The organism is Citricoccus sp. NR2 (genome assembly GCF_027594385.1).
Lineage (GTDB): Bacteria > Actinomycetota > Actinomycetes > Actinomycetales > Micrococcaceae > CmP2.
In genome coordinates this window covers 2,676,208-2,702,344 of the sequence record NZ_CP115154.1, presented here as the reverse complement: position 1 = coordinate 2,702,344, position 26,137 = coordinate 2,676,208, and the positions used below count along the sequence as shown (strand labels likewise).

The following is a 26,137-nucleotide window of genomic DNA, read 5'->3' as shown; positions in this document are numbered from 1 at the left end:
GCCGCGTCAGTTCAGCTGCAGGGCCGCATCGGTAGCCTGAGTGACCTCATCCAGCAGGGTTGGGTCATCGTTGAGTTTGCGCCCGTAGGACGGGACTATTTCGCGCAGCTTGGCCTCCCAGCCGCCGATCTTGGCGGGGAAACAGCGCTCCAGCAGGCCGAGCATGATCGGTGCGGCCGTCGAAGCGCCGGGGGAGGCGCCCAGCAGGCCGGCAATGGAACCGTCGGCAGCGCTGACCACCTCGGTACCGAACTGCAGAATGCCACCCTTCTTCGGGTCCTTCTTCATCACCTGGACGCGCTGTCCGGCGGTGATGAGCTCCCAATCCGAGCCCTCGGCCTCGGGGAAGAAATCGCGCATGGTGTCGATCTTCTTCTCCCGGGTCTTGGCCACCTCAGAAACCAAGTACTTCACCAGACCCAGGTTGTCCTTGGCCACGTTGAGCATGGGCAGCAGGTTGTGCGTGCGCACCGACAGCGGCAGATCCAGGAACGAACCCGTCTTCAGGAAGTTGGTGGAGAAGCCAGCGTAGGGACCGAACATCAGGGAGCGCCTGCCATCGACGAAACGGGTATCCAGGTGCGGCACCGACATGGGCGGGGCACCCACCGAAGCTTGGCCGTAGACCTTGGCATGGTGCTGGTTGATGATCTCTTCGTTGGTGCACCGCAAGAACTGTCCGGACACGGGGAACCCACCGAAGCCCTTGGCCTCCGAAATGCCGGACGCCTGGAGCAGATGCAGGGCGCCACCGCCGGCGCCAATGAAGACGAATCGGGCGCGAGCGGTGAAGGAGGAGCCGGCAGCCTTGCTCTTCACGGAAAGATCCCAGCGACCGTCGGAGCCACGGGAAAGCCCGGTCACCTTGTGCCCGAACTTCACATCCACCCCGTGATTGGTCAGGTGGGTGGTGAGCTGACGAGTGAGCGAACCAAAGTCGACGTCGGTGCCGCCGGCGAAACGTGAAGCAGCCAGGCGCTTGCCGTCGTGGCGGCCGTCGATCAACAGCGGTGCCCAGCCGCGGATCGTCTCCGGATCCTCGGTGTGCTCCATAGCCTGGAACAGCGGCTGCGGGCTCATCGCCTCGTAGCGGGCCTTCAGGTAGTCGGCGTGATCATCGCCCCACACGAAGCTCATGTGCGGTAGCGGGTTGATGAAGGTCTTGGGATCTTGGAGCACACCGTTGTTGACCAGGTGGCTCCAGAACTGGCGTGTCACGTGGTACTGCTCGTTGATGCCGATCGCCTTGTTCGGATCCACGGTGCCGTCGGCGTTCTGCGGGGCGTAGTTGAGCTCACACAGGGCGGCGTGGCCAGTACCGGCGTTGTTCCAGGGATCAGAGGATTCCTGACCGGCCTGATTGAGGTTCTCGTACAGTGCGATCGACCAGGTGCGCTCCAGCTCGGCGAGCAGCGTGCCCAATGTGGCCGACATGATGCCACCTCCCACGAGAACGACGTCGTACATCGGGGAGTCGGTTTGCTGTGGCACGTTCACATCTCCTGATCAGTGATTCCAGTTCGCGGGCACATCGAGCATGGCGACGGGCCGCCTTCATCCCAAACTCTACTACTCGAGACCGGCCAAGGATGACCAGCGACATCTACGACGACAGTTGCACACGGGCGAAATGCTCATCCAAGACCGGCGAGATCGGGTAGTAGTTCACGCTCGGCCCGGTGGCCAGCGCGGAAATCGGGAAGGCCAACGGGAGGGCGGGCAGATCCGTGGCAATGGAGCGGGTGATCGCATCGATCAGGCCCTGACGTGCGGTGCCATCGGTGGCCGTTCGGGCCCGGGCCAGCCGGTTCTCGACCGTCGGGTTGGTGTAGCCGAACTCACCAGACGCCGTGTCGAAAATCGAGGTCAGTACGTGCAAGGGATCGCGGTACGTGCAATTGCGCCCCAGCAAATGGAAAGCCCGCGACGACGAGGAGCTACCGCCCGCCCGGGAGACATGGGCGAGGTAGCCGTCGTCCCACGGCACCGGATCCGGCACGATGCGCAGTCCGATGCTCGCCATATCTTCGCTGATCAAGGAGAAAACCCGCTGAGGGTCTGCCAGATAAGGCCGAGACGCATCCACCGGGTAGGTGAACACGAGGTCCTCGCCGTCGTAACCGGAGACCTCTAGTTCGCGGGCGGCCTCGGCAAGGTTGTAGTCGTATCGTTGCATCCCCTCCGGGGCGGACGCCAGCGCCGGCGGAATGAAATGGTGCGCCGCGGAGCTACCCGAGAGCATGGTCTGCTCCACCAACAGGGACCGATTCACCGACAGGGCAACCGCGCGCCGGACACGAAGCGAGGACAGCACAGGATGCTGCAGATTGAATCCGAGGTACAGCACCGAGAGCGGATCGCGCTGTAGCACTTGGGCCCCCGATTGAACCAGGGCACGCAGGGAACCAGGATCCACGGTGTCGAAAAGATCCAACTGGCCGGTCCGCAGCCCGATGAGACGCTCCTGAGCTGCGGACGCCGCCACCAGTTCCACGACGTCGGGGCTGGAGTCCTCATCGGTATTCGGTGCGTCGGCGGAACCGGATGACCCGGCGGCGGAGCTGCCGGTGGCGTTTCGGTCGCGCACCAGGCGCACCGTACCGGCGGGGACCTCGTCGTTGTCCAGACGATAGGCGCCGGTGCCGGCCAGCGCCACTAGGGTTCCGGATGCTCCTCGGGCCGCGTCAGAAGCGGCCCAGGAATCGGGGGAAGTGATGGCGAAGGCAGGATCGGTGAGGGCCCGCACCACACCGAAGACCGGTTCGGTGAACACGAGCCGCACCGTGATTTCATCCTCGGCGACCGCTTCCTCGAAAACACAGCCTGGCTCGCCAAGGAACCCCCCGAACACGGTGGCGAAACTCAGCGGCAACCGGTGCTGTAGGGCAGAGGGTCCCACGCGTTCCGGTGTGGTGGCCCAGCGTTCCACATTGGCCACCACCACCTCGGCGGTCAGCTGTGTGCCATCGTGGAACACCACATCATCGCGTAGCTCGAAGGTCACCTCGCGGTGATTGCGTGAAGCCTCCCAACCGGTGGCGAGCCCGGGAATTGGGTCACCGGTGTCCAAATCCACATCTACGAGATTGTCGTACATCTGCCGCATCACCCGGTGGCTCTCCACATCGGTGGCCAGCGAGGGATCCAAGGTCAAAGGGGAAGCCGGGACACCCAGACGTAAAGTACGCCCCGCTGATGTCGATCCGGATGCAGAGGTCGAGTCGGCGACAAGAGACGCTGGCCGGGGTGACCATCGGGGTAGCCCGTTCAGAGAGCCGATCAGGGTAGCGGCGCCGAAACCCGCCAAGGAACCGAGGAAAGAACGTCGGCTCACGGCCATGGCGGTCCTTTCACAGCGGTCTTGAGGGCAGGGCCATCACTCGAGTGCGGGCGGAGGGACTTGAACCCTCACGTCGTAAGACACTGGAACCTAAATCCAGCGCGTCTGCCAATTCCGCCACGCCCGCATTGATCCACCCGCACACCCGGAACCGGGCGCGGCGGATCGGAGACCATTCTACATCAGAGGGAGGGTGCTCAGTCGGAGCTCAGACCCAGATCGCGGCGCAGCTTCGCCACGTGCCCGGTGGCTTTCACGTTGTACTGGGCCAACTCCACCGTGCCGGACGCGTCCACCACGATGGTGGAGCGGATCAGGCCCTCGTACACCCGGCCGTAGTTCTTCTTCTCGCCCCAGGCGCCGTACTGCTCGGAAACGGCATGATCGGCATCGGAGAGCAACGGGAAGGTGAGCTGTTCCTTTTCGGCGAAATTCGCCAGCTTCTTCTGCCCATCCGGAGAAACACCGAGCACGGCGATACCCTCGGACGCGAAGGCGGCGATGTTGTCGCGAAAATCACAGGCTTGCTTGGTGCATCCCGGCGTGGAAGCGGCCGGGTAGAAATAGACGATCACGCGCTGACCGGCATAATCGGCCAGCGAGACCTCCTCGCCCTGCTGGTTCGTCAGTGTGAAGGCGGGGGCAGTATCGCCGGGGGACAGGCGTGCCGGGTGAGTCTCAGTCATGGCAACACTGTGGCACCTGGTGCCGGACGCTGGCAACCAGACGTCGGCAGATGTCACCGCGGCCACGCGCATCCAGCTGGGTCGATTAGGCTGAAAGGCGGAGAAAACCGCTATTCAAGCACCGCCAATACCGTGGAGGAGCAGGCTGCGTGACGCAGAACTTGGAGCACAATGCACCGCTGACGAGTGAGGAAGCTGAGCGTATCCGTGCCGACTTCCCATTACTGAGCCCCGATGCTGAGGGGAACCGGCTGGTCTATCTGGATTCCGGTGCCACCTCGCAGAAACCGCAACAGGTGCTCGACGCCGAACACAACTTTTACCGCAACGCCAACGCGGCCGTGCATCGTGGTGCCCATACGCTCGCGGTGGAGGCCACCGATCGGTTCGAGGCCGCGCGCCGCCGGGTTGCCGACTTTATCGGCGCCGACGAACGAGAAGTGGTGTGGACCTCCAACGCCACCGAAGCGCTAAATCTGGTGGCCTACTCGATGTCGAACGCCACCGCTGGCGCCCAACCCGGTCCCGAAGCCGACCGGTTCCGCCTGCAGCCCGGCGATGAGATCGTGGCCACCGGCATGGAGCACCACTCCAACCTGATCCCGTGGCAGGAGCTCGCTGCTCGCACCGGTGCCACCTTCCGCTACATTCCTCTTACCGCTGACGCGCGCCTGGACTTGGATGCTGCCGCGGAGCTCATCGGCCCGAAGACCCGACTGGTTGCTTTTACCCACGTGTCGAACGTGCTGGGACTGGTCAATGATGTCGTCGCCATCGTCGCCTTGGCCAGGGAAGCTGGCGCGCTCACCGTGCTGGATGCCTGCCAGTCCGCGCCACACCTGAAACTCGACGTGCACCGTCTCGGTGTCGACTTCGCCGCATTTTCCGGGCACAAGATGCTCGCCCCCACCGGTATCGGCGTGCTCTACGGTCGAGCGGAATTACTCGACGCGATGCCTCCGGTGCTCTTCGGTGGCTCGATGATTACCACCGTGACCATGGATCGCGCCGAGTTTTTGCCCGCTCCGCAGCGGTTCGAGGCCGGTACCCAGCGGGTCGCTCAGGCCGTCGGGTTGGCCGCGGCTATCGACTATCTAGACGCCGTCGGAATGGACAGGGTCGCTGCGTGGGAGGTAGCTTTGGGGCTCCGTCTGATGGAGGGCATCGAATCACTGCCTGGCGTGCGTCTGCTGGGACCGGCGCTGGATTCCGGTGTTGAACGCACCGGTGCTGTAGCTTTCACGGTGGAGGGGGTCCATCCCCACGACGTCGGCCAGTTCCTGGACGCTCGCGGCATCGCTATTCGGGTGGGGCACCACTGCGCCGAGCCCCTGCATGGATTCCTGGGGGTGACCGCCTCCACGCGAGCCACCAGCTACCTGTACAACACCGAAGCGGACATTGACGCCGCGCTGAATGCCCTGGCGGATGTGCGCGGATTCTTTGGAGTGGCCCGATGAGTGCGTTCGAAGCACTCTACCAGGACCTCATTCTTGACCACGCCCAGCGCCGGGTCGGTGACGCCGAACTGACCGAGGAGCCGGGGGAGTACGAGGCCCGGTCCAAGCAACACAATCCCTTGTGTGGTGACCGGATTACGTTGCAGGTCCGCGTCGTCGACGGGCGGGTGGAACAAGTCGAGTGGACCGGAGACGGTTGCGCGATCTCGATGGCCTCGGCCTCCATGCTCACGGAATTGATGCGCGGTGAGAGTGTTGTTGATTTTGAGTCCACGCTCGCGGTGTTTCGCGAGATGATGGGTTCACGCGGCCGAGGTGAACCCGACGAAGACACCCTGGGTGACGCGGTGGCGTTGCACGGCGTGGCGCAGTTCCCGGCACGGATCAAGTGCGCCCTACTGAGTTGGGTCGCCGCTGAAGATGCCATCCGCCGTAGCTCAGCCGCCTGACCCCCTGTTGAGGCTCGATTACACGACGCGAAACGCAGAAGGAGGTACCAGCAGTGACACCCGAGCAGATCAAGCCCGTCAGCAAGGCTGCCGCCGCATACGACTCGCTGCGCCGTTCCATCGTGCGCGGGGTGCTGGTGCTGCTGTTGGTGAGCGTGCTGATTCCGATCTTGTCCTAGCTGATCGTCAGCGACGTCGGGCCGGGTTAGGCGTTCCCGGCCCGACGTTTGGTAGCGGACCAGGTTAGGCGTTTCGCTCTGGCGGTCGGTTGGCTTCGGTGTCCACGCCGCGCATAAGCCACAAGGCGAGTGAGCCAACGAGTACGGCCACGGCCACGCTGATGTACACCTCCTGGGGCGTCCACCCACCGTCGAGCAGGGATCCCGTCACGATGGGAGCGAGGATCGCGCCGGCCCGACCAATACCGATCGCCCAACCAGAACCGGTGCTACGGACCGCGGCAGGGTAAGACTGCGGGGTGAGTACATAGAGTCCGGCAATGCAGCCATTGATCAGCATGCCGACCACAATGCCCAGCGCGAGCACGAGTGACACGACGGCGGTGGAGGAGATGAAGAGCACGATCGCCACCGAAGCGCCGACGGTGAACCAAAACAGGGTCGACCGGGTGGACCAGCGCGCCGTCAGAACGCCGAACAGCAGTGAGCCGATGGTCCCGCCCAAGGTCAACATGATGCCGCCAATCACGCCTTGCTCTTGCGTGAGCCCGGACTCGTTGAGCAGTCGTGGGGTCCACGAGTTGACGAAGTAGAAACCAAACATGATGGCGAAGAAAGCCAACCAGATCAGCAACGTGGTCCGGCGGTTGCGTGCGTTGAGCAGAGCACCGATGCCGCGTCCACCGCTCTTTACGGCGGCGGTCCCATGGTCGGGGTCGTCAGCACCGTTCGGTGCGAGACTGGTTCCCGTCGTGGTCAGTTCGCGAACGGGTTCTTGGCCGATGCGCCGGGCGATGGCATTGATCTTTTCCAGGGCCCGATTCGGGCGGCGGGCGTAGAGGTAGGACGCAGATTCCGGCATCAGCGCGATGACGAGCACGAGAGAGAACACGGTGAGCACCCCGCCCAGGGTGTACACGGAACGCCATCCGTGCTCAGCCATGATCCACACGGCCGCCGTTCCGCCCAGGGAGGCGCCCACGCCGTAGCCGGCAGCGTAGATGCTTACGGCCAACCCGCGCCTTTTTCGGTTGGCGTACTCGGCAGAGAGCACGTTGGTTCCGACGAGGATCCCGCCGATGCCCAGGCCGGTGACGATCCTCCAGATGCCGAGCTCAGTGGCATTGGACGCCGTGGCGGAAAGGAAGAGGCCGGCCGCGTTCACCACCAGGGACAGAATGGTCATGTTTCGTCGACCGATGCGATCGGCGACCGGGCCCAATGTCAGAGAGCCGACCGCCATGCCCACCAACCCTGCGCTGAGCAACAGGCCGAGCACGGAGGCGCTCAAACCGAATTCTTCGGTGACCGGGGTGGCGGTGAAGGCCATGGCCAGGACATCGTAGCCGTCGAGCGCGTTGAGGAAGGTGCAGATACCGATGATGACCCACTGATAAAGGCCCATCGGTGAGTTTTCGATGCGGTTCCGCAGGTCCTGAGAACCACGGTCTGTAACTGCAGTCATGGCGAAATACCTTTGCCTGTACCTATTGCGATAGTTATTGTTTCGCGACCAAACTATCAGTGAGCGGCGTCACGGGCCACCATGGCGACAGTCACCATATAAGAAATGAGAAAATGAGGTGTCGCGTGGACGTTCGCGGCGGCAAAAATGGCGGCTGGATACAGCTTCGGCCTCGTCACAACGAGGTGACGAGGCCGAAAATGATGATCTGTGCGCCCCCCGGGACTCGAACCCGGAACCTATTGATTAAGAGTCAAGTGCTCTGCCAGTTGAGCTAGAGGCGCAGACCGTTGCTGACGATTTCCACTGTGTGGCGTGCTGTGCAACGAAGAAAGACTCTACCAGAGGATTTTCCTGGATGCGAAATCGATGGGACGTGGCGTCGGACACGCTCCACCGGTCTGGCACATGAGCAGCGGATGTTCCGACGGATCCGCAGTGCAGTTATTGCGCAGAAGACGGGTCCGAGGGGGTGTAGAACGAGTCTAGGGTGTCCATGAACAACGTCATGAAGCGCTCGAAGTCTTCGGCGTCGGATGTCTGCTCCACCTGCAGTTGATCGTCGACGTCGTGCGAGGTATTCCATGTCACCGGAATCCGGGGCTTGGGCTGGACGTCGAACCACACGCGATACCCCGTGACGGATTCGACCTGGTATCCCGAACCTGTGTCGGCCAGAGTCGCCACGTTGGACAGTTCGATGGTGGTATTGGACCAGGTCGGGGTCTCGGTGGTGGGCCGATCGGGATCGAGGGTGTCCGAAGGCACGGGGCAGAGCACCATTTCCAGGGGCTGTCGCCGATAGCCGATCAGCAGCGGGTCTGAGGATCCGGAAGTGTTCGCGTAGACGACGTTGTAGTCGCCGTAGTTGAAAATCCGAGAATCGAAAAACTCGCGCAACGTCTTCTTGAGGTCTTCGTTGTCCATGGCGACCAGTCTACGGTGGCGCACGGGGTGCTCAGGTTACCCCGATCACAACGTTTCTCAATTGTGACCGGAGAACGTACAGATTTTTGGCATGTGGATCGTGATTGAGGAGACATCTTCGTTACGAAGGGTCGCATTTGATAACGCGGTCGTATGATGAGCCAATGAGCTCTCGCACCGATGAATCAGCAGGGCCTGAGGCTCCCGACGCAGCAGCCGCCGGCACCACGGGCCAAAATCCTACGATCGATATCAAGCCTCGTTCTCGCGACGTCACCGACGGCATGGAACGTGCTCCCGCACGCGGCATGCTGCGCGCCGTGGGCATGGGCGACGACGATTTTGCCAAGCCGCAGATCGGCATCGCCTCGTCCTGGAACGAGATCACCCCTTGCAACCTGTCGCTAGACCGACTGGCTGATGCAGCGAAAAACGGCGTGCACGCCGGTGGGGGATACCCCTTGCAGTTCGGCACCATCTCGGTGTCCGACGGCATCTCGATGGGTCACGACGGCATGCACTACTCGCTGGTGTCGCGCGAGGTCATCGCCGACTCCGTCGAGACCGTGATGATGGCCGAGCGCCTCGACGGTTCCGTACTGTTGGCTGGTTGTGACAAGTCCCTGCCCGGCATGCTCATGGCCGCGGCGCGACTCGACCTGGCCAGTGTCTTCGTCTACGCCGGATCGACTATGCCCGGCTACGCCACCCTGTCTGACGGGGTGGAGCGTCAGGTCACTCTCATCGACGCGTTCGAAGGCGTGGGGGCCTGCGCGCGCGGAACGATGAGCCAGGAAGACTTGGACAGGATTGAACGTGCCATCTGCCCGGGCGAAGGGGCTTGCGGCGGGATGTACACCGCTAACTCGATGGCGTCCGTGGGCGAGGCCCTGGGCATGTCCATCCCCGGCTCGGCTTCCCCGCCCTCGGCCGATCGTCGTCGCGACGCCGACGCACGTGCTGCCGGTCAGGCTGTGGTGAATCTGCTGCGCAAGGGGATCACCGCCCGCGACATCCTCACGAAGAAGGCGTTCGAGAACGCCATCGCTGTGATGATGGCCTTTGGTGGTTCCTCCAATGCGGTGCTGCACCTGCTGGCGATTGCTCGCGAGGCCGGAGTGGATCTGCGTCTCTCCGACTTCAACCGGATCGGCGACAAGGTTCCGCACCTGGCGGACATGAAGCCCTTCGGCCAGTACGTGATGACCGATCTCGACAAGATCGGCGGCGTGCCGGTGGTCATGAAGGCCCTGCTGGACGCGGGTGTGCTCCACGGCGATGCGTTGACCGTGACCGGCAAGACCGTGGCCGAGAACCTGGCCGACGTCAACCCTCCGGAACTGGACGGCAAGGTGCTGCGCAAGATGGATAATGCGCTGCACCCTAGTGGTGGTCTCACGGTGCTGCACGGCACCCTGGCGCCGGAAGGTGCTGTGGTGAAGTCGGCCGGATTCGACGCCGATGTCTTCGAGGGCACGGCGCGCGTCTTTGAACGCGAACGCGCCGCGATGGATGCGCTCTCCGAGGGCAAACTGAAGGCTGGTGACGTTGTGGTGATCCGCTATGAAGGACCCAAGGGTGGTCCGGGTATGCGCGAAATGCTCGCCATCACCGGTGCCATCAAGGGCGCGGGTCTGGGCAAGGATGTCTTGCTGCTCACCGATGGTCGCTTCTCCGGGGGTACCACCGGCCTGTGTATCGGTCATATTGCCCCCGAGGCCGCCGTAGGTGGACCCATCGGGTTGGTCGAGGACGGCGACATCATCCGTGTCGACATCGGAGGTCGGTCCATCGAGCTGGATGTGGACGAGGCCGAGCTGGAGCGCCGTCGTGAAAACTCGACGCCGATTCAGCCGAAGTTCACCACCGGCGTGCTGGGCAAATACGGCCAGCTCGTGCACTCCGCCGCCGAAGGCGCCTACTGCGGCTAAGGTTACGACCCCGGTCTAGCAGATCATGATGACCCCGCGAGTCTCACAGCACAGCTGAGGCTCGCGGGGTCTTATGATGAACACGTGGCTCAGTCTCGTTGACAGGGGCGGGAAGTTTGGACATGATGTAAGCATGTCCAACACGGAACGCGTCGTCGTTATCGAGCGCATGGCCTGAGTTAAACACTCAGCACGGGCGAAGAACTCGCCGCCATGCGCTAAACCCCGAGCAGGCACACCAGCCGACTTTCGGGGTTTTTTTGTTGGATATCCGAATGAGCTGGCCACACATCAGTAGACGGAATCCTCCGCCACAGAGGGCGGACGCCCCGGAACCCGCCGGGGTGGCACGAATGCAGATCACGAATCAACCGAGGCACAGCCAATGAGTTCTGGAACACGGATCACCCCAGCGGTGATGCCCGCCCACAGTGGTCGCGATAAGCGCGATCAGACCGAATCCGCCGAATCCCTAGTACCCGGGCCGAACAACATGGTGGAACCGACCTCGATGAAGGGCTCCGCGGCGATCGTCCGCTCGCTGGAAGAAATGGGAGTCACCGACGTCTTCGGTCTTCCCGGCGGCGCCATTCTGCCGACCTACGATCCGCTGATGGACTCGAAGAAGATCCGCCACGTCCTGGTCCGTCACGAGCAAGGCGCCGGTCACGCAGCCCAGGGCTACTACTTGGCCACCGGACGCCCCGGTGTGGCCATTGCGACCTCCGGCCCGGGGGCGACCAACCTGGTGACGGCGATCGCCGACGCGCACATGGACTCCCAGGCGGTGGTGTTCATCACCGGTCAGGTCGGATCCCAGATGATCGGCACCGACGCCTTCCAGGAAGCCGACATCGTGGGCATCACCATGCCGATCACCAAACACTCCCGTCTGGTGACTCGCGCCCAGGACGTGCCGCAGGCCCTGGCCGAGGCGTTCTACATCTCCACCACCGGTCGGCCCGGTCCGGTACTGGTGGATGTCACCAAGGATGCCCAGGAAGGTCTGATGGACTTCTCCTGGCCGCCGAAGATCGACCTGCCCGGCTACCGCCCCGTACTGCGTGGCCACGCTAAGCAGGTGCGCGAGGCCGCCAAGCTGATCCAGGAAGCAGAGCGCCCCGTGCTCTACGTCGGCGGTGGTGTGTCCCGAGGTCACGCCTCCATCGAGTTGCGCGAACTGGCCGAAAAAATCAACGCTCCGGTGGTCACCACTCTGACCGCTCGCGGCGTGTTCCCGGACTCGCACCCCCAACACCTGGGCATGCCCGGCATGCATGGCGCCGTCTCGGCCGTCTCCGCACTGCAGATGTCTGACCTGCTGATCACGCTCGGGGCCCGCTTCGACGACCGCGTGACCGGACAGCTGGTCAGCTTCGCCCCGAACGCGAAGGTGATCCACGCGGACATCGACCCGGCCGAAATCTCCAAGAACCGTACTGCCGATGTGCCGATCGTGGGCTCCGTGAAGGAGATCATCCCCGAGTTGACCGAAGCTGTGCGTGAAACGCGCAAGACGACCGAGGGTCCGGATCTCACCGAGTGGTGGCGGATTCTGAACCGCATCCGCGAGACCTACCCGATGGGTTACACGCCCACCGAGGACGGGCTGATGGCTCCGCAGGAAGTCATCAAGCGCATTTCAGAGGCCTCCGGTCCCGAGGCTACGTATGTGGCCGGGGTGGGCCAGCACCAGATGTGGGCCTCGCAGTTCGTCAAATACGAACGTCCCCACCAGTGGCTGAACTCCGCCGGACTGGGCACCATGGGCTTCGCCGTCCCGGCCGCCATGGGTGCCAAGGTGGGCGAGCCTGACCGCGTGGTCTGGGCCATCGACGGCGACGGCTGCTTCCAGATGACCAACCAGGAGCTCGCCACCTGCGTGATCAACCAGATCCCCATCAAGGTGGCCGTCATCAATAACTCCTCGCTGGGCATGGTGCGTCAGTGGCAGACCCTGTTCTACGACGCCCGCTATTCCAATACCGATCTCAACACCGGCCACGACACCGCCCGGGTCCCGGACTTCGTCAAACTCGCTGACGCCTACGGTTGCGTGGGCCTGCGCTGCGAGCGCGAAGAGGACCTGGACGCTGTGATCGCCGAGGCCATGTCGATCAACGACCGTCCGGTCATCGTCGATTTCGTCGTCTCGCGTGATTCGATGGTGTGGCCGATGGTGCCCTCGGGCGTGTCCAACGACGACATCCAAGTGGCCCGAGACATGACGCCTGAGTGGGCAGAGGAGGACTGAGACCATGTCACGACACACACTCTCTGTGCTGGTAGAAGACGTGCCCGGTGTGCTGACCCGTGTGGCCAGCCTGTTCGCCCGTCGCGCGTTTAACATCGACTCCCTGGCCGTGGGACCGTCGGAGACCCCGGGGCTGTCCCGGATCACCGTCGTCGTCGACGCCGAGGGCGATCTGCTCGAGCAGGTCACCAAGCAGCTGAACAAGCTGATCAACGTGATCAAGATCGTGGAGCTCACTCCGGACGCCTCCGTGCAGCGCGACCACATGTTGGTCAAGGTTCGCTCTGATGCCGCCACCCGCGCCTCCGTGGTGCAGGCAGTGGAGCTGTTTCGCGCCTCCGTGGTGGACGTTTCCACGGATGCGATCACCATCGAGGCCACCGGCTCCCTGGACAAGCTCCACGCCCTGCTCGAGGTGCTCGAACCCTTCGGCGTGCGTGAACTGGTCCGCTCCGGCACCATCGCCGTCGGCCGCGGCGCCAAGTCGATGACCGATCGCGCGCTCAGCAAGCACTGAACACCCCTGACCCCCCTAGACCCGCAACATCACTAAAGGAGAACATCCGTGACCAAGAAGTACTATGACGCCGATGCCGACCTCTCGCTGATCCAGGGCCGCAAGGTCGCTGTGATCGGCTACGGCTCACAGGGCCACGCCCACGCCCTGAGCCTGCGCGATTCCGGTGTGGACGTGCGCATCGGTCTGGCCGAAGGCTCGAAGTCCCGCGCCAAGGCCGAGGCCGAAGGCCTGCGCGTGGTCACCGTTGCCGAAGCAGCTACCGAAGCAGACCTGATCATGATCCTGGTTCCGGACCAGGTCCAGGCCAAGGTGTACAACGAGGACATCGCCCCGAACCTCAAGGACGGCGACGCCATCTTCTTCGCCCACGGCTTCAACATCCGCTTCGGCTACATTGAGGCTCCCTCCGGTGTGGACGTCGCCATGGTGGCTCCGAAGGGCCCCGGCCACGTGGTGCGCCGCGAGTACGAAGCCGGTCGTGGCGTCCCCGCCCTGATCGCCGTCGAGAAGAACGAGTCCGGTCAGGCCAAGGATCTCGCCCTGGCTTACGCCGCAGGCATCGGCGGCACCCGCGCCGGCGTGCTGGAGACCACCTTCACCGAGGAAACCGAAACCGACCTGTTCGGTGAGCAGGCTGTGCTCTGCGGCGGCGCCTCCCACCTGGTGCAGGCGGGCTTCGAGGTGCTCACCGAGGCCGGATACCAGCCGGAGATCGCCTACTTCGAGGTGCTGCACGAGCTCAAGCTCATCGTGGACCTGATGGTCGAGGGCGGCCTGGCCAAGCAGCGCTGGTCCATCTCCGACACCGCCGAGTTCGGTGACTACGTCTCCGGCCCGCGCGTCATCACCCCGCAGGTGAAGGAGAACATGAAGGCCGTGCTCGCCGACATCCAGGACGGCACCTTCGCCCAGCGCTTCATGGACGATCAGGCCTCCGGCGCCGAGGAGTTCAAGAAGCTGCGCGCTGAAGAAGAGGCTCACCCGATCGAGAAGACCGGTCGCGAACTGCGTCAGATGTTCTCCTGGCTGAAGGACTCCGACGACGACTACACCGAGGGCACCGCCGCGCGCTGATCAACACCGACGCGCGGTGACGGGCCGACGCCGGCCCGATACCCCTGATCGAGGACGGCGGGACCCCACCCAGGTGGGTCCCGCCGTTGTCCATTTCACAGCTTCACCTGACGGCATCGGTGTGCACCGGCACCGTCGTCGTTCTAAAATCGAATCGGCCCTCCGAAGAATCCTCCGTGTGGGCTCACCCCTGCAGACGAGTGGAAAGTATTGACCGTGTCAAAACCCGTTGTCCTGATCGCTGAAGAACTGTCGCCCGCAACCGTGGATGCCCTCGGACCTGATTTCGAGATCCGCTCCACCGACGGCGCCGACCGTGCTCGTCTGCTCGCTGACCTCCCCGGGGCCGATGCCGTGCTGATCCGCTCGGCCACCCAGATGGACGCTGAGGCCATTGCCGCGGCCCCCGATCTGAAGATCATCGCCCGCGCTGGTGTGGGTCTCGATAACGTGGACACCCGCGCGGCCACCGACGCCGGCGTCATGGTGGTCAATGCGCCCACCTCCAACGTCATCTCCGCCGCCGAACTCACCTGCGGCCATATCCTCGGTGTGGCCCGCAACATCGCCCCCGCCAACGGCGCGCTCAAGGCAGGGGAGTGGAAGCGCTCTAAGTACACCGGTGTCGAGCTCTACGAAAAGACCCTCGGCATTATCGGCCTGGGCCGCATCGGCGCCCTGGTGGCTGAGCGCATGAAGGCGTTCGGCATGAAAGTTGTTGCCTACGACCCCTACGTCACTGCCGCCCGTGCACAGCAGATCGGCGCCCAGCTACTGGGTCTGGACGAGCTACTGGAGACCGCCGACTTCGTGACCATCCACATGCCGCGCACCCCCGAAACGCTGGGCATGATCTCCGATGACCAGTTCGCCCGGATGAAGGACACCGCCTACGTGATCAACGTGGCCCGCGGTGGACTCATCGACGAAGACGCACTGGGCCGCGCCCTGGAGGCCAAGACCATCGGTGGCGCCGCTGTTGACGTGTTCGTCAAGGAGCCCGCCGTGGACCTGGACTTCTTCGGCTACGACAACGCCGTGGTCACCCCTCACCTGGGCGCCTCCACCGCCGAGGCCCAGGAGAAAGCTGGCATCTCGGTCGCCAACTCCGTGCGCCTGGCGCTGGCCGGGGAACTCGTTCCCGACGCCGTCAACGTGGCCGGCGGAGCCATCGACCCCTACGTGCGCCCCGGCATCCCGCTCGTGGAGAAGCTGGGCCGAGTGCTCACCTCGCTGCTGCACCAGAAGTCCCTGGCGGCTGTTGAGGTCGTCGTCGCCGGTGAGCTCGCCGAACTCAATGTCGACTCGCTGCGCCTGGCCGCACTGAAGGGTGTCTTCACTGACGTCGTCTCCGGGCAGGTCTCCTACGTCAACGCGCCCCTGCTGGCTGAGCAGCGCGGCGTGGACGTGCGCCTGACCACCACCCCCGAGTCGCCCGCCTACCGCAACACCATCACGGTGCAGGGCGTCGCTGCCGACGGCACTCAGGCCGCCGTCACCGGCACGCTGACCGGACCGAAGCAGATGCAGAAGCTCGTGGGCATTAACGGCTACGACTTCGAAGTGGCCCTCACCGACCATTTGCTGGTGTTCAACTACGCCGACCGCCCCGGCGTGATCGGCCTGATCGGTGCACGCCTGGGTGACGCCCAGGTCAACATCGCCGGCATGGATGTCTCCCGTTCGGACTCGGCGGATGAGGCACTGGCCGTGCTCACCCTGGACTCTGACCTTCCGGAGGGCACCACCGAGGCGCTGGCCACCAGCATCGAAGCGTCCATGGTCGCCGAAATCAACCTGGAGGACACCGGCCGATGAGCTCCACGCCCGACCGCCGCTACTATGTGACCACCGCGATCGCCTATCCCAATGGCGAGCCGCATATTGGTCACGCCTATGAGTACATCGGCGCCGACGCGATGGCCCGGTTCAAGCGCCTGGACGGTTACGACACCTATTTTCTGACCGGCACCGACGAGCACGGTCAGAAAATGCAGCAGACCGCCGAGAAGCTCGGAATCACCGTTGCCGAGCTGGCCGCGCGCAATTCGGCCCAGTTCAAGCGGATCGACGACGAGGTGCTGGGCATCTCCTACGACCGGTTCATCCAGACCACCGACCCCGACCACCACGTCACCGCCCAGGAGCTGTGGCGGCGGATGGAGGCTAACGGGGACATTTACCTGGACCGGTACGCCGGTTGGTATTCGGTGCGCGACGAGCGGTTCTTCACCGAAGACGAAACCGAGGTAGGCGAGGACGGCACCCGCACCGCCGTCGAGACCGGCACCGAGGTCACCTGGACCGAGGAGGAATCATACTTCTTCCGGCTCTCGGCCTACCAGGACAAGCTCCTGGAGCTCTACCGGACCCACCCGGAATTCGCCGCACCCCGATACCGGTTCAACGAGGTCATCCGCTTCGTCGAATCCGGTTTGGAGGACCTGTCCATCTCCCGGACCTCCTTCGACTGGGGCATCGACGTGCCCGAATCCAGCACCGGCATGACGCCGTCCGCCCATCACGTGATGTACGTATGGGTGGACGCACTGAGTAACTACCTCACCGGTTCCGGGTTCCCGAACGAGTCCTACACCCAGCGCTGGCCCGCCGACCTGCACGTCATCGGCAAGGACATCTCCCGCTTCCACTGTGTGTTCTGGCCCGCGTTCTTGATGTCGGCCGGTATTGAGTTACCGCGTCGGGTCATCATCCACGGGTTCCTCAACAACCGTGGCGAGAAGATGTCGAAGTCGCTGGGCAACGTCGTCGGACCCGAGGAATGGGTCAACCAGTACGGACTCGACACCGTGCGCTACTTCCTGCTGCGCGAGTTCAGCTTCGGCGCCGATGGCTCCTATTCGCATGAGGCTGTCGTGGGCCGGCACAACGCGGATCTGGCGAACAACCTGGGTAACCTCGCCCAGCGTTCCCTGTCCATGGTGGCCAAGAACTGCAACGCGGCCGTGCCCACTCCCGGCGAGCTGACGGAGGCCGACCAGGGGCTCCTGGACGCCGTCGAGGCGCTGCTGGAGCACTCCCGGGCCGCCTACGAGATCCAGGACTTCCACGGCGCGCTCGAGCACACCTGGAGCGTGCTGGCCAAGGCCAACGCCTACTTCGCCGACCAACAGCCCTGGGTGCTGCGGAAAACCGACACTGCGCGTATGGAAACCGTGCTCTGGGTGACCCTGGAAACCGTGCGTCGAATCGCCCTGCTGGTGCAACCGGTGCTGCCCACCGCCGCGGGACGCCTGCTGGACCTGCTGGGAATCGATGCCGACGGCGACGCCGGGGCAACGAACGCCTCGGGTGACGGCGCTCGCTCCTTTGCAGCATGGAATGATTCCCTGGTTCCCGGAGCGGCACTGCCAAAGCCGGAACCGGTGTTCCCGCGCTACGAAGAGCCCACCGAATAGACCCCCACAGAAAGGGTAGACTGCAACAATGTCTTCCAGCTCACATTCCGCATTGAATCTCGCCGTCATCGGCGGCGACGGCATCGGCCCGGAAGTTACCGCAGAAGCCCTGAAAGTCATGCGAGCGGCCTCCGCTGCCGAGGGCGACGCCGAGATCACCGCCACCGAATACCCGCTGGGCGCAGCCCACTGGCTCGAGACCGGTGAAACCCTCAACGACGAGACTATCGAACGGCTCCGCGGCCACGACGCCATCCTCTTCGGCGCTGTCGGCGCGGCCCCCGACGACACCCGCATCCCCTCCGGGATCCTGGAGCGCGACGTGCTGCTGAAGCTGCGGTTTACCTTCGACCACGGCGTCAACATCCGCCCCGCCGTCCTCTACCCTGGGGTGCGTTCTCCGCTGGCCGAGCCGGGGACCATCGACTTCGTCGTCTTCCGCGAAGGCACCGAAGGCCTCTACGTAGGCAACGGCGGCGTGGTGCGTCAGGGGACTGAACAGGAAATCGCCACCGAATCGTCCGTCAACACTGCCTACGGCGTGGAGCGGGTCGTGAGGGCCGCCTTTGAGTTTGCCGCCACCCGGGAACGCAAACACGTCACCCTGGTGCACAAGCACAACGTGCTGCTGTTCGCCGGCCGACTCTGGAACCGGATCGTCCACCAGGTGGCCGCCGAGTTCCCGCAGGTCACCCACGACTACCTGCACGTAGACGCAGCGACCATCTTCATGACCACCGACCCGGGGCGCTTCGATGTGATCGTCACCGACAACATGTTCGGCGACATCATCACCGACCTCGCCGCTGCCGTCACCGGTGGCATCGGCATGGCCGCCTCGGGAAACATCAACATTCACGGCACCGCGCCGTCGATGTTCGAGCCCGTTCACGGCTCCGCACCCGATATTGCCGGTCAGCAGAAGGCCGATCCCACCGCTGCAATCCTCTCCGGAGCGTTGCTGCTGGAACGCTACGGCCGTCCCGGCGCTGCTGCACGCATTCACCGCGCGGTGTGGGATGACGTCGCCGCCCACGCCGCCGGTCCCTCGGCTCGCAGCACCGCGCAGGTCGGAGACGACATCGCCGCCGCCCTGGCGTAGGCGCACCCACTCGCACCGTATCGGCCAGTTCGACCACGACTGACCCTGATGAGGAAAGGCACATCGTGACCATCGACTTCGAGATCCAGGCCCATCCGTCCCCGCTGGGAGACGAGGCCCGTCACGAGATTCTCAGCAACCCCGGATTCGGGGACCACTTCACGGATCACATGGTGACGATTGACTGGACGGCGGACCTGGACGCCCAAGCCGCGGCCGTCGCCTCCGGGGACTTCCTCAACATTCAGGGTCACTGGCACAACGCCCGGCTCGAGCCCTTCGGGCCGATCAGCATGTCCCCGGCCTCGGCCGTGTTGCACTACGGTCAGGAGATCTTCGAGGGGCTCAAAGCCTACCGGCATGCGGATGGCTCCATCTGGACGTTCCGCCCCGAGGCCAACGCCGCCCGACTGAACCGTTCCGCCCGTCGTCTGGCGCTGCCGCAGCTGCCCGAAGAGGCGTTCCTGGAAGCCATCAGACTGCTGGTCGCCCACGACCACCAGTGGGTTCCCGACGGCGACGGCGAGTCTTTGTACTTGCGCCCGTTCATGATCGCCACGGAAGAGTTCCTGGGGGTGCGGCCCTCGCGCACCGTGTCCTTCCGGGTGATCGCTTCGCCCGCCGGTAACTACTTCGGCGGCGAGCTGAAGCCGGTCTCCATCTGGGTCTCCCGTGACTACGCCCGTGCCGGGGTCGGCGGCACCGGGGTCGCCAAGTGCGGGGGCAACTACGCCGCCTCGCTGGCGCCCCAGCTGGAAGCGGCCGCCCGCGGCCACGACCAGGTGCTGTTCCTGGACCCGTTGCATGACAACTCGATCGAGGAACTCGGCGGGATGAACGTGTTCTTCGTTTTCGCCGACGGCCGCCTGGTCACCCCGGAACTCACCGGCACCATCCTGGAGGGCGTCACGCGTTCCTCGGTACTGCAGATCGCCCGCGATCACGGCCACACCGTGGAAGAACGCCGTATCACCCTCGACGAGTGGAAAACCGGGGTCGCCTCCGGTGAGATCACCGAGGTATTCGCCTGCGGCACCGCAGCCGTCATCACCCCCATCGGTGCGGTGCAGGATGGCGAGGAGATCATCGAATCACCCTCCGGGGATGACGCCACCACCCTCAAAATCCGCAAGGAACTGCTTGACCTGCAGACCGGTCGCGGTGAAGACCGCCACCAGTGGATGCACCGCCTCGTCTGATTCCTCAAACCCCCACCCGAAAGGCACTGATATGCGGATTGCCCGCTTCGTGGCCCACGACCAGCCCGCCTACGGCGTCGTCGAAAATGATGACTCCAAGGCCGTGGAGGACCTCACCCTCACCGTGCTCCAGGGGGACCCGTTCTATCAGGGCGTGCAACCGACCAACCAGACCCATACGGTCGGCGACGTGCGTCTGGTGGCCCCCATCATTCCACGCTCCAAGATCGTGGGTATCGGACGCAACTGGGCCGACCACGCCCAGGAACTCGGCAACGAGGTCCCGGCCCGTCCTTTGATGTTCCTTAAGCCCAACACCTCGGTGGTCGGACACGGCGATCCGGTCACCCTGCCCAGCTGGTCCGAGGAAATATCCTACGAAGCCGAGCTCGCCGTCGTCATCGGCACTATCTGCAAGGATGTACCGCGCGAACGCGTCAAGGACGTCATCTTCGGCTATACCGTGGCGAACGATCTTACGGCCCGCGACGCCCAGCGCAACGACAATCAGTGGGCGCGTGCCAAAGGTTTCGACGGTTCCTGCCCGTTGGGACCCTGGATCGAGACCGAACTCGACACCGATGATGTGCGCATCACCTCCCACGTCGACGGCGAACTGCGTCAGGACGGCACCACCGCCGACATGATTTTCGACGTCGCCGAGCTGGTGGCCACCGTGTCCGAAGCCTTCACCCTGCTGCCCGGTGACGTCATTCTCACCGGTACACCCGCCGGGGTCGGCATCGTCGACGCCGGTGCTCGCATCGAGGTCGCGGTGGAAGGCATCGGCTCACTGGCCACGGTACTGCGACGCTAGCCTCGCGGGGACTAGACTGACAGCATCATGAGTCAGAATTCACGCCCCATCCCTGCCGATATCCCCGCCGTCCCGGCCGATGCCGACGTGCGCGTCCGCTTCTGCCCCTCGCCCACGGGCACCCCGCACGTCGGGTTGATCCGCACCGCCCTGTTCAACTGGGGCTGGGCACGCCACACCGGCGGCAAGATGATCTTCCGCATCGAAGACACCGACGCCAAGCGCGACTCCGAGGAGTCCTACCTACAGCTGCTCGACGCGCTGCGCTGGCTCGGCATCGACTGGGATGAAGGCGTCGAGGTCGGCGGACCGCACGAGCCGTATCGCCAGTCCCAGCGCGCCGGGATCTACCAGGATGTGATCTCCAAGCTGCGCGAAGCCGGCTACATCTACGAGTCCTTCTCTACCCCGGAAGAAGTCGAAGCCCGCCACCGTGCCGCCGATCGTGATCCGAAACTGGGGTACGACAACTTCGACCGCGACCTCACCGACGACCAGCGCGCCGCCTACCGCGCCGAGGGCCGCGAGCCGGTCTTGCGTCTGCGGATGCCCGACGATGACATCACCTTCACTGACACCGTCCGCGGCGAGATCACCTTCAAAGCCGGCTCCGTTCCGGACTTCGTGGTCGTCCGCGCCGATGGCTCCCCGCTCTACACCCTGGTCAACCCGGTCGATGACGCGCTGATGGAGATCACCCACGTGCTGCGCGGCGAAGACCTGCTCTCGTCCACCCCGCGTCAGATTGCGCTCTATCGCGCCCTTCACGCCGTCGGAGTGGCCCGCTACATGCCCGAATTTGGACACTTGCCCTATGTGATGGGACAGGGGAACAAGAAACTCTCCAAACGTGATCCGGAATCGAACCTGTTCCTGCACCGCGAGAAGGGATTCATCCCCGAGGGCCTGATCAATTACCTGGCGCTGTTGGGTTGGTCACTCTCGGCGGACGAGGATATCTTCACTCGCGAGCAGTTCATCGAGAACTTCGATATCCACGACGTGCTGGCCAATCCGGCCCGGTTCGACGAGAAGAAGGCCACCGCCATCAACTCGACTCACGTTCGCCTGCTCGACGGCGACGACTTCCGCCAGCGGCTCGTGCCGTACCTGCACGATGCCGGGCTCATTGCCGACCCGATCACCGACGACGAACAGCGCATCCTCACCGCCGCTGCCCCTCTGGTCCAGGAACGCGTTCACCTGTTGGGGGAGGGCGCTGAGATGCTGGCCTTCCTGTTCCGCGATGATGCCGAGATCGAGACGGAGCAGGGTGCGCTCAAGGGCATGCCCGCGAACCTGCAGGAAGCGCTGACCGTCGCCACCGAGGCACTGGCCGGACTCGAGGACTGGACCATCGAGGGCATTGAAGCCGCGCTGCGCACAGCCCTGATCGAGGGGCTGGAGCTGAAACCGCGCCAGGCTTTCGGACCGGTGCGCACCGCCGTCTCCGGGCGCAAAGTCTCTCCGCCGCTCTTCGAATCACTCGAGATTCTGGGCAAGGAATCAACCTTGGCCCGCCTCCAGCGTTTCGCCCAGGAGCAGGCCGACGCTGCCGCGGCGACCGCCTGAACGCCGTAGCGTCATGATTCGCGGTGTGCTGTTCGACATCGACGACACCCTGATCGATCTTGCTTCCGCACAGACGGTCACCTTTCAGGAGACGATAGCGCGGCAGACAGGCCAGGATCTGATGTCGTTCGACCCGGCCACGCTGGCCGAGGCCACCCGGTACTTCGCCCGCGACCTCGACGGTCACTACGACCGCTACGTCGCCGGTGAACTGGATTTCCTCGGTCAGCGCCTGGCCCGCGTGCGAGGCGCCATGGACGTGCTCGGACGAAATACCGCTCCGGATGAGCAGTTGTGGGGTGAGACCTACGAACGCAACGTACGGGCTCGCTGGGCGCTCTTCGACGATGTCGCACCGACCCTGACATGGCTCGACGAGCACGAGGTGCCCTATGGGGCGGTGTCCAATAACGTGGAGCATTATCAGCGGGGAAAACTGGCCGAGGTGGGGCTGTCGTGGGACATCGTCGTTGGCACCGATACCGCTGGTGCTCCCAAACCCGACCCGGCCCCCTTCCTGGAAGGATGTCGGCTGCTGAACTGTGCACCCAACGACGTGATGATGGTAGGGGACAATCCCATTGCCGACGGGCAGGGCGCACTCGAGACCGGGCTCACCTCGGTGTTGGTCGAGCGGCCCCAACCAAAATCGCTGCGTGCAGCCGCCTCCGTCAGCGCCGTCAGCGCGACCGCAGCAGGCGATCGACTGGACCATGCAACCGCGCCACCAGGCGTGCACCGGATCACTGATCTGCGCGAAATTCGGCGTTTTGTCATCGGCGCCGAGACTCGTGTATAGTCTTTACCTGTTGCCGGAGCGATCCGGACAGCCCTTGGGGTATGGTGTAATTGGCAACACAACGGTTTCTGGTACCGTCATTCTAGGTTCGAGTCCTGGTACCCCAGCGAAACTCCAATTTGGAGGATCATCCCGACAAGTGATAAGCTTGCGGGGTTGCTTGATCGGACTTCTGTCCGACAAGGCCACTGGCCCCATCGTATAGCGGCCTAGTACGCCGCCCTCTCACGGCGGTAACGCGGGTTCGAATCCCGCTGGGGTCACAGTGAGAACGAGGCTCCGGGTTCATCCCGGAGCCTCGTTTGTTTTGTGCGATAGAACAGATGAGGTTGTGACGATCTTCAACGGCTCCTTTATACTCGTGGTGGCGTTGAGACACTTCTCACTTGCAGTTTTATCCTGCCGGACGCCCCAGCTCATCACTCTCTGACACATTGAGGCCACCATGCCGAACTTCGCACTCGGATTCCTCGCCCCTGCCGTCTCCCTGACACTGATCGCCGGCCTTGGCCTTCCCGCCGTGGTCTCCTCCGATCCGCCGACGCAGACCACCCCGGCATCGACCACAACGTCGGAGGAAACGGAAGCGGTTACCCCCACCGGACAAGACGAGGAATCGATCTCCTTCACCGAGGTCGACCCCGAGGCGCTGCCACTGGACGCGCAACCTCAGGATTCAGTATCGGCATCGGCTCCTCCCGAGGCTGTCGAATCTGTAGAATCCTCGGAACCCGCCGAGTCCAGCGCGGAAGCTTCACCGGAGACGTCAGAGCCCGCGGAAGACGCCGCGTCCACAGATGCGGAGGCCACGGGTGAGCCGAGCACCGAAGTGCCCAGCGAGGTCACGGAAGATCAGTCCGCAGCCGAGCCGCAGGCACTCTCGGCTCCGGCGCCTGCCCCGGTCGACGAGCGCGACGCCGCCGATCAGGAACTGGCCGAAACGGCGCTGCCCGACGACGAAGAGCAACTCGCAGCGCTCACCGCTCCGACCGAGACCATTGATTTCATCGCGGCCGGGCTCACCTGGAACGCCTCCACCACTGAGAATGTGGTCGAAGCCTCAGTCCGCGTGCGCGAAGGTGACCAGTGGTCGGACTGGAACGAGCTAGAGATCCACCCCATCGACCGCGAATCTGGGGTCACCGTCACCAAACAGGGCACGGAGCCACTGATCACCAATGGAGCCAACGCCATCCAGGCGCGCGTGCTCACGGAAAGCGGTGACGTCCCCGGCGGTTTGGAAGTCACCGTCATTGACCCGGGGGAGTCCCCGACCGATGGTGAACTGGCTCCGGCCTCACCAGCGTTGGAAGAAGAGCCCGTGGAAGCCGAGCTCAGTTCTTCCGTGGCGCCAGCAACCACAGGGGTGGACGCATCTGCCTCGATCCGTTTGGCCAGTTCCATCACGCCGGAAGAATCCGGAATGACACGGGCCATCCAGGCCTCGTCCAATGCGAATGTGCTCAAGCCAGCGATCGTGACGCGCAGTCAGTGGGGTGCTAACGAATCGTGGGCAGTTGATAGCGCTCAGTCACCGAAGCTGGATGCGATGTACATCCATCACACAGCGGGCACCAACAACTACTCTGCAGCCCAGGCCTACCAGCAGATTCGCGCCATTTACTCGTATCACGCGCGGACCCTGAACTGGGGCGACATCGGCTATCAGTTCTTGGTGGACCGATACGGCACCATCTATGAAGGACGTCGCGGTGCCCTGACCTCCTTGCCGGTCGGCGCCCAGGCCGGCGGATTCAACACGAATACCATCGGTATTTCTGCCATGGGCAACTTCGATGTGGCCCAGCCTCCTGCAGCCATGGTTGAGGCACTGCAGAAGGTGCTGGCCTGGCAGGGCTATCGGCACGGTCTGAAAGCGAATTCCAACACGCAGCTGACGTCGCGTGCGACGCCGGGGTCCTCAGCCAAGTACCCTAGCGGAACCAAGGTGACGGTGCCTGTGATTCTTGGCCACCGCGACACCAACTCGACGGCGTGTCCAGGGCGCTACCTGTACCCGAAGCTTTCCTCCATGCGCACTAATGTCGCCAACCGCATCGCCGCCGCCGAGCGCGAGCATGGCCCGGGTGATGCCGTGCACGAGCAAATGTGGCTACGCTCAACGCAGGGTGTCAAAAACGGTACTGGTGTTGGCGCTTCAACTTTGGGGTGGATCGGTCGCGGTGAGATCGTGACTCGGATCGGCACTAATGGGTCCTGGTCTCGGGTTCAGACTCCCATCGGAACCGGTTGGCTGCCCACGAAGCAATTGTCCCAGTGGCAAGTCACATTGGGTGCTGTTATGGAGACCCGGTACACCAAGCGCAGCACCACCATGCGAGTGGGTGCGAATAGCAAATTCGCCTTCAGAGCCACGGTACCGGACCAAGCACGCGTCGAAGTACTCAGCCGCTTCGGAGCATGGTCATACGTCACGACGGATGCAGGTACCGGCTGGATTGCCACTTCGCACCTCCATGTCGCTCGCTGGGCATCCGCCACGGTGATGATCAAGCGCTCTCCCAGCTCCTCGGCAGCATCTATCGGCCGGATTGGTCGAGCCGAGGCGGTCGGAGTTCGCGGAACTTCAGGAAGTTGGTCGGAAGTGATCACACCGATTGGCCGGGGATGGATGCCGACCTCGCAGGTCACGGCCTCCAAAGTGTCCCCAGGATCGGTGATTTCAACCACGACAACGAACCGTCGGACCACGCTTAAGGTCGGCGCTCACAGCTCTTTCGGCGATCGTGCGGTCCTGGCGAACGGCGCACGAATCCAGGTACATGCGCGTGTGCCGTACTGGTCTTATGTGACGACCTCGGTCGGCACGGGGTGGGTCGCAACAACTCATCTGAAATAGGTTCGGCACCCAGTGACACAACGTGTGGGAGATCTCGGCGAGCATGCGGTTCTCGAGGCGATTCAGCGGATTATCGAGGCCGCC

General features: G+C 63.9%; 20 protein-coding genes and 4 tRNA genes. 17 read left to right on the top strand and 7 right to left on the bottom strand.

Annotated elements, in window-relative coordinates:
* Positions 1–6: 6 nt before the first annotated feature.
* The 4 genes from O1A05_RS12710 to bcp form a co-directional block, all read right to left on the bottom strand.
* On the bottom strand, positions 7–1,467 hold the full coding sequence (locus O1A05_RS12710; RefSeq protein WP_270107591.1) for a malate:quinone oxidoreductase: 1,461 nt from the start codon (positions 1,465–1,467) through the stop codon (positions 7–9).
* Positions 1,468–1,603: 136 nt separating this feature from the next.
* A complete protein-coding gene (locus tag O1A05_RS12705) occupies positions 1,604–3,154 on the bottom strand; it encodes an ABC transporter substrate-binding protein (protein ID WP_270105566.1) in 1,551 nt (516 codons plus the stop codon).
* A gap of 231 nt (positions 3,155–3,385) precedes the next feature.
* A tRNA-Leu gene (locus tag O1A05_RS12700) sits at positions 3,386–3,467 on the bottom strand.
* Between the two features lie 70 nt (positions 3,468–3,537).
* Positions 3,538–4,026 (bottom strand): thioredoxin-dependent thiol peroxidase, encoded by a 489-nt coding sequence (gene bcp, locus O1A05_RS12695; protein ID WP_270105565.1) that lies wholly within the window; start codon positions 4,024–4,026, stop codon positions 3,538–3,540.
* A gap of 149 nt (positions 4,027–4,175) precedes the next feature.
* Between bcp and O1A05_RS12690 the strand changes: the two genes are divergently transcribed.
* Genes O1A05_RS12690 through O1A05_RS12680 form a run of 3 tightly spaced genes read left to right on the top strand, consistent with a single transcriptional unit; the run spans position 4,176 to position 6,114 of the window.
* Positions 4,176–5,486 carry an aminotransferase class V-fold PLP-dependent enzyme gene (locus tag O1A05_RS12690; RefSeq protein ID WP_270105564.1) on the top strand — a complete coding sequence of 437 codons (1,311 nt, stop codon included), beginning with the start codon at positions 4,176–4,178 and terminating at the stop codon, positions 5,484–5,486.
* On the top strand, positions 5,483–5,935 hold the full coding sequence (sufU, locus tag O1A05_RS12685; RefSeq protein ID WP_270105563.1) for a Fe-S cluster assembly sulfur transfer protein SufU: 453 nt from the start codon (positions 5,483–5,485) through the stop codon (positions 5,933–5,935). Before O1A05_RS12690 ends, sufU begins: the two co-directional genes overlap by 4 nt.
* A gap of 53 nt (positions 5,936–5,988) precedes the next feature.
* Positions 5,989–6,114: a hypothetical protein gene (locus O1A05_RS12680; RefSeq protein ID WP_270105562.1), complete on the top strand. Its 126-nt coding sequence runs from the start codon at positions 5,989–5,991 to the stop codon at positions 6,112–6,114.
* Positions 6,115–6,178: 64 nt separating this feature from the next.
* Here O1A05_RS12680 and O1A05_RS12675 read toward each other — a convergent pair whose 3' ends face one another.
* The 3 genes from O1A05_RS12675 to O1A05_RS12665 form a co-directional block, all read right to left on the bottom strand.
* On the bottom strand, positions 6,179–7,579 hold the full coding sequence (locus tag O1A05_RS12675) for an MFS transporter (protein WP_270105561.1): 1,401 nt from the start codon (positions 7,577–7,579) through the stop codon (positions 6,179–6,181).
* A 211-nt stretch (positions 7,580–7,790) separates the two neighbouring features.
* Positions 7,791–7,863 (bottom strand) — tRNA-Lys (locus O1A05_RS12670).
* Between the two features lie 160 nt (positions 7,864–8,023).
* Positions 8,024–8,506, bottom strand: a complete 483-nt coding sequence (locus O1A05_RS12665) for a hypothetical protein (protein ID WP_270105560.1) — start codon at positions 8,504–8,506, stop codon at positions 8,024–8,026.
* Between the two features lie 284 nt (positions 8,507–8,790).
* Here O1A05_RS12665 and ilvD point away from each other — a divergent pair, with 284 nt between their 5' ends.
* The 14 genes from ilvD (at position 8,791) to O1A05_RS12595 (ending at position 26,053) form a co-directional block, all read left to right on the top strand.
* Positions 8,791–10,437, top strand: a complete 1,647-nt coding sequence (gene ilvD / locus O1A05_RS12660; protein ID WP_270107590.1) for a dihydroxy-acid dehydratase — start codon at positions 8,791–8,793, stop codon at positions 10,435–10,437.
* A gap of 385 nt (positions 10,438–10,822) precedes the next feature.
* A complete protein-coding gene (locus O1A05_RS12655; protein WP_270105559.1) occupies positions 10,823–12,691 on the top strand; it encodes an acetolactate synthase large subunit in 1,869 nt (622 codons plus the stop codon).
* A 4-nt stretch (positions 12,692–12,695) separates the two neighbouring features.
* Positions 12,696–13,208 carry an acetolactate synthase small subunit gene (gene ilvN, locus O1A05_RS12650; protein WP_270105558.1) on the top strand — a complete coding sequence of 171 codons (513 nt, stop codon included), beginning with the start codon at positions 12,696–12,698 and terminating at the stop codon, positions 13,206–13,208.
* Between the two features lie 48 nt (positions 13,209–13,256).
* A complete protein-coding gene (gene ilvC, locus O1A05_RS12645) occupies positions 13,257–14,285 on the top strand; it encodes a ketol-acid reductoisomerase (RefSeq protein ID WP_270105557.1) in 1,029 nt (342 codons plus the stop codon).
* Positions 14,286–14,495: 210 nt separating this feature from the next.
* Entirely contained in the window at positions 14,496–16,103 is a 1,608-nt protein-coding gene (gene serA / locus O1A05_RS12640) for a phosphoglycerate dehydrogenase (RefSeq protein ID WP_270105556.1), read from the top strand.
* Positions 16,100–17,704: a methionine--tRNA ligase gene (gene metG, locus O1A05_RS12635; RefSeq protein WP_270105555.1), complete on the top strand. Its 1,605-nt coding sequence runs from the start codon at positions 16,100–16,102 to the stop codon at positions 17,702–17,704. Before serA ends, metG begins: the two co-directional genes overlap by 4 nt.
* 28 nt (positions 17,705–17,732) lie before the next feature.
* Positions 17,733–18,806 carry a 3-isopropylmalate dehydrogenase gene (locus O1A05_RS12630; protein WP_270105554.1) on the top strand — a complete coding sequence of 358 codons (1,074 nt, stop codon included), beginning with the start codon at positions 17,733–17,735 and terminating at the stop codon, positions 18,804–18,806.
* 62 nt (positions 18,807–18,868) lie between these two features.
* Positions 18,869–20,005 (top strand): branched-chain amino acid aminotransferase, encoded by a 1,137-nt coding sequence (locus O1A05_RS12625; RefSeq protein WP_442867693.1) that lies wholly within the window; start codon positions 18,869–18,871, stop codon positions 20,003–20,005.
* 31 nt (positions 20,006–20,036) lie between these two features.
* The gene (locus O1A05_RS12620) at positions 20,037–20,822 is read left to right on the top strand and encodes a fumarylacetoacetate hydrolase family protein (protein ID WP_270105553.1); all 786 of its coding nucleotides are present in this window, start codon (positions 20,037–20,039) and stop codon (positions 20,820–20,822) included.
* 27 nt (positions 20,823–20,849) lie between these two features.
* Positions 20,850–22,394 (top strand): glutamate--tRNA ligase, encoded by a 1,545-nt coding sequence (gene gltX, locus O1A05_RS12615; RefSeq protein WP_270105552.1) that lies wholly within the window; start codon positions 20,850–20,852, stop codon positions 22,392–22,394.
* A gap of 25 nt (positions 22,395–22,419) precedes the next feature.
* Complete coding sequence (locus O1A05_RS12610; RefSeq protein ID WP_270105551.1) at positions 22,420–23,193, top strand: HAD family hydrolase; 774 nt, start codon at positions 22,420–22,422, stop codon at positions 23,191–23,193.
* A 35-nt stretch (positions 23,194–23,228) separates the two neighbouring features.
* Positions 23,229–23,300 (top strand) — tRNA-Gln (locus O1A05_RS12605).
* A gap of 83 nt (positions 23,301–23,383) precedes the next feature.
* Positions 23,384–23,456, top strand: a tRNA-Glu gene (locus O1A05_RS12600).
* 182 nt (positions 23,457–23,638) lie between these two features.
* Complete coding sequence (locus O1A05_RS12595; protein WP_270105550.1) at positions 23,639–26,053, top strand: N-acetylmuramoyl-L-alanine amidase; 2,415 nt, start codon at positions 23,639–23,641, stop codon at positions 26,051–26,053.
* Positions 26,054–26,137: the final 84 nt, after the last annotated feature.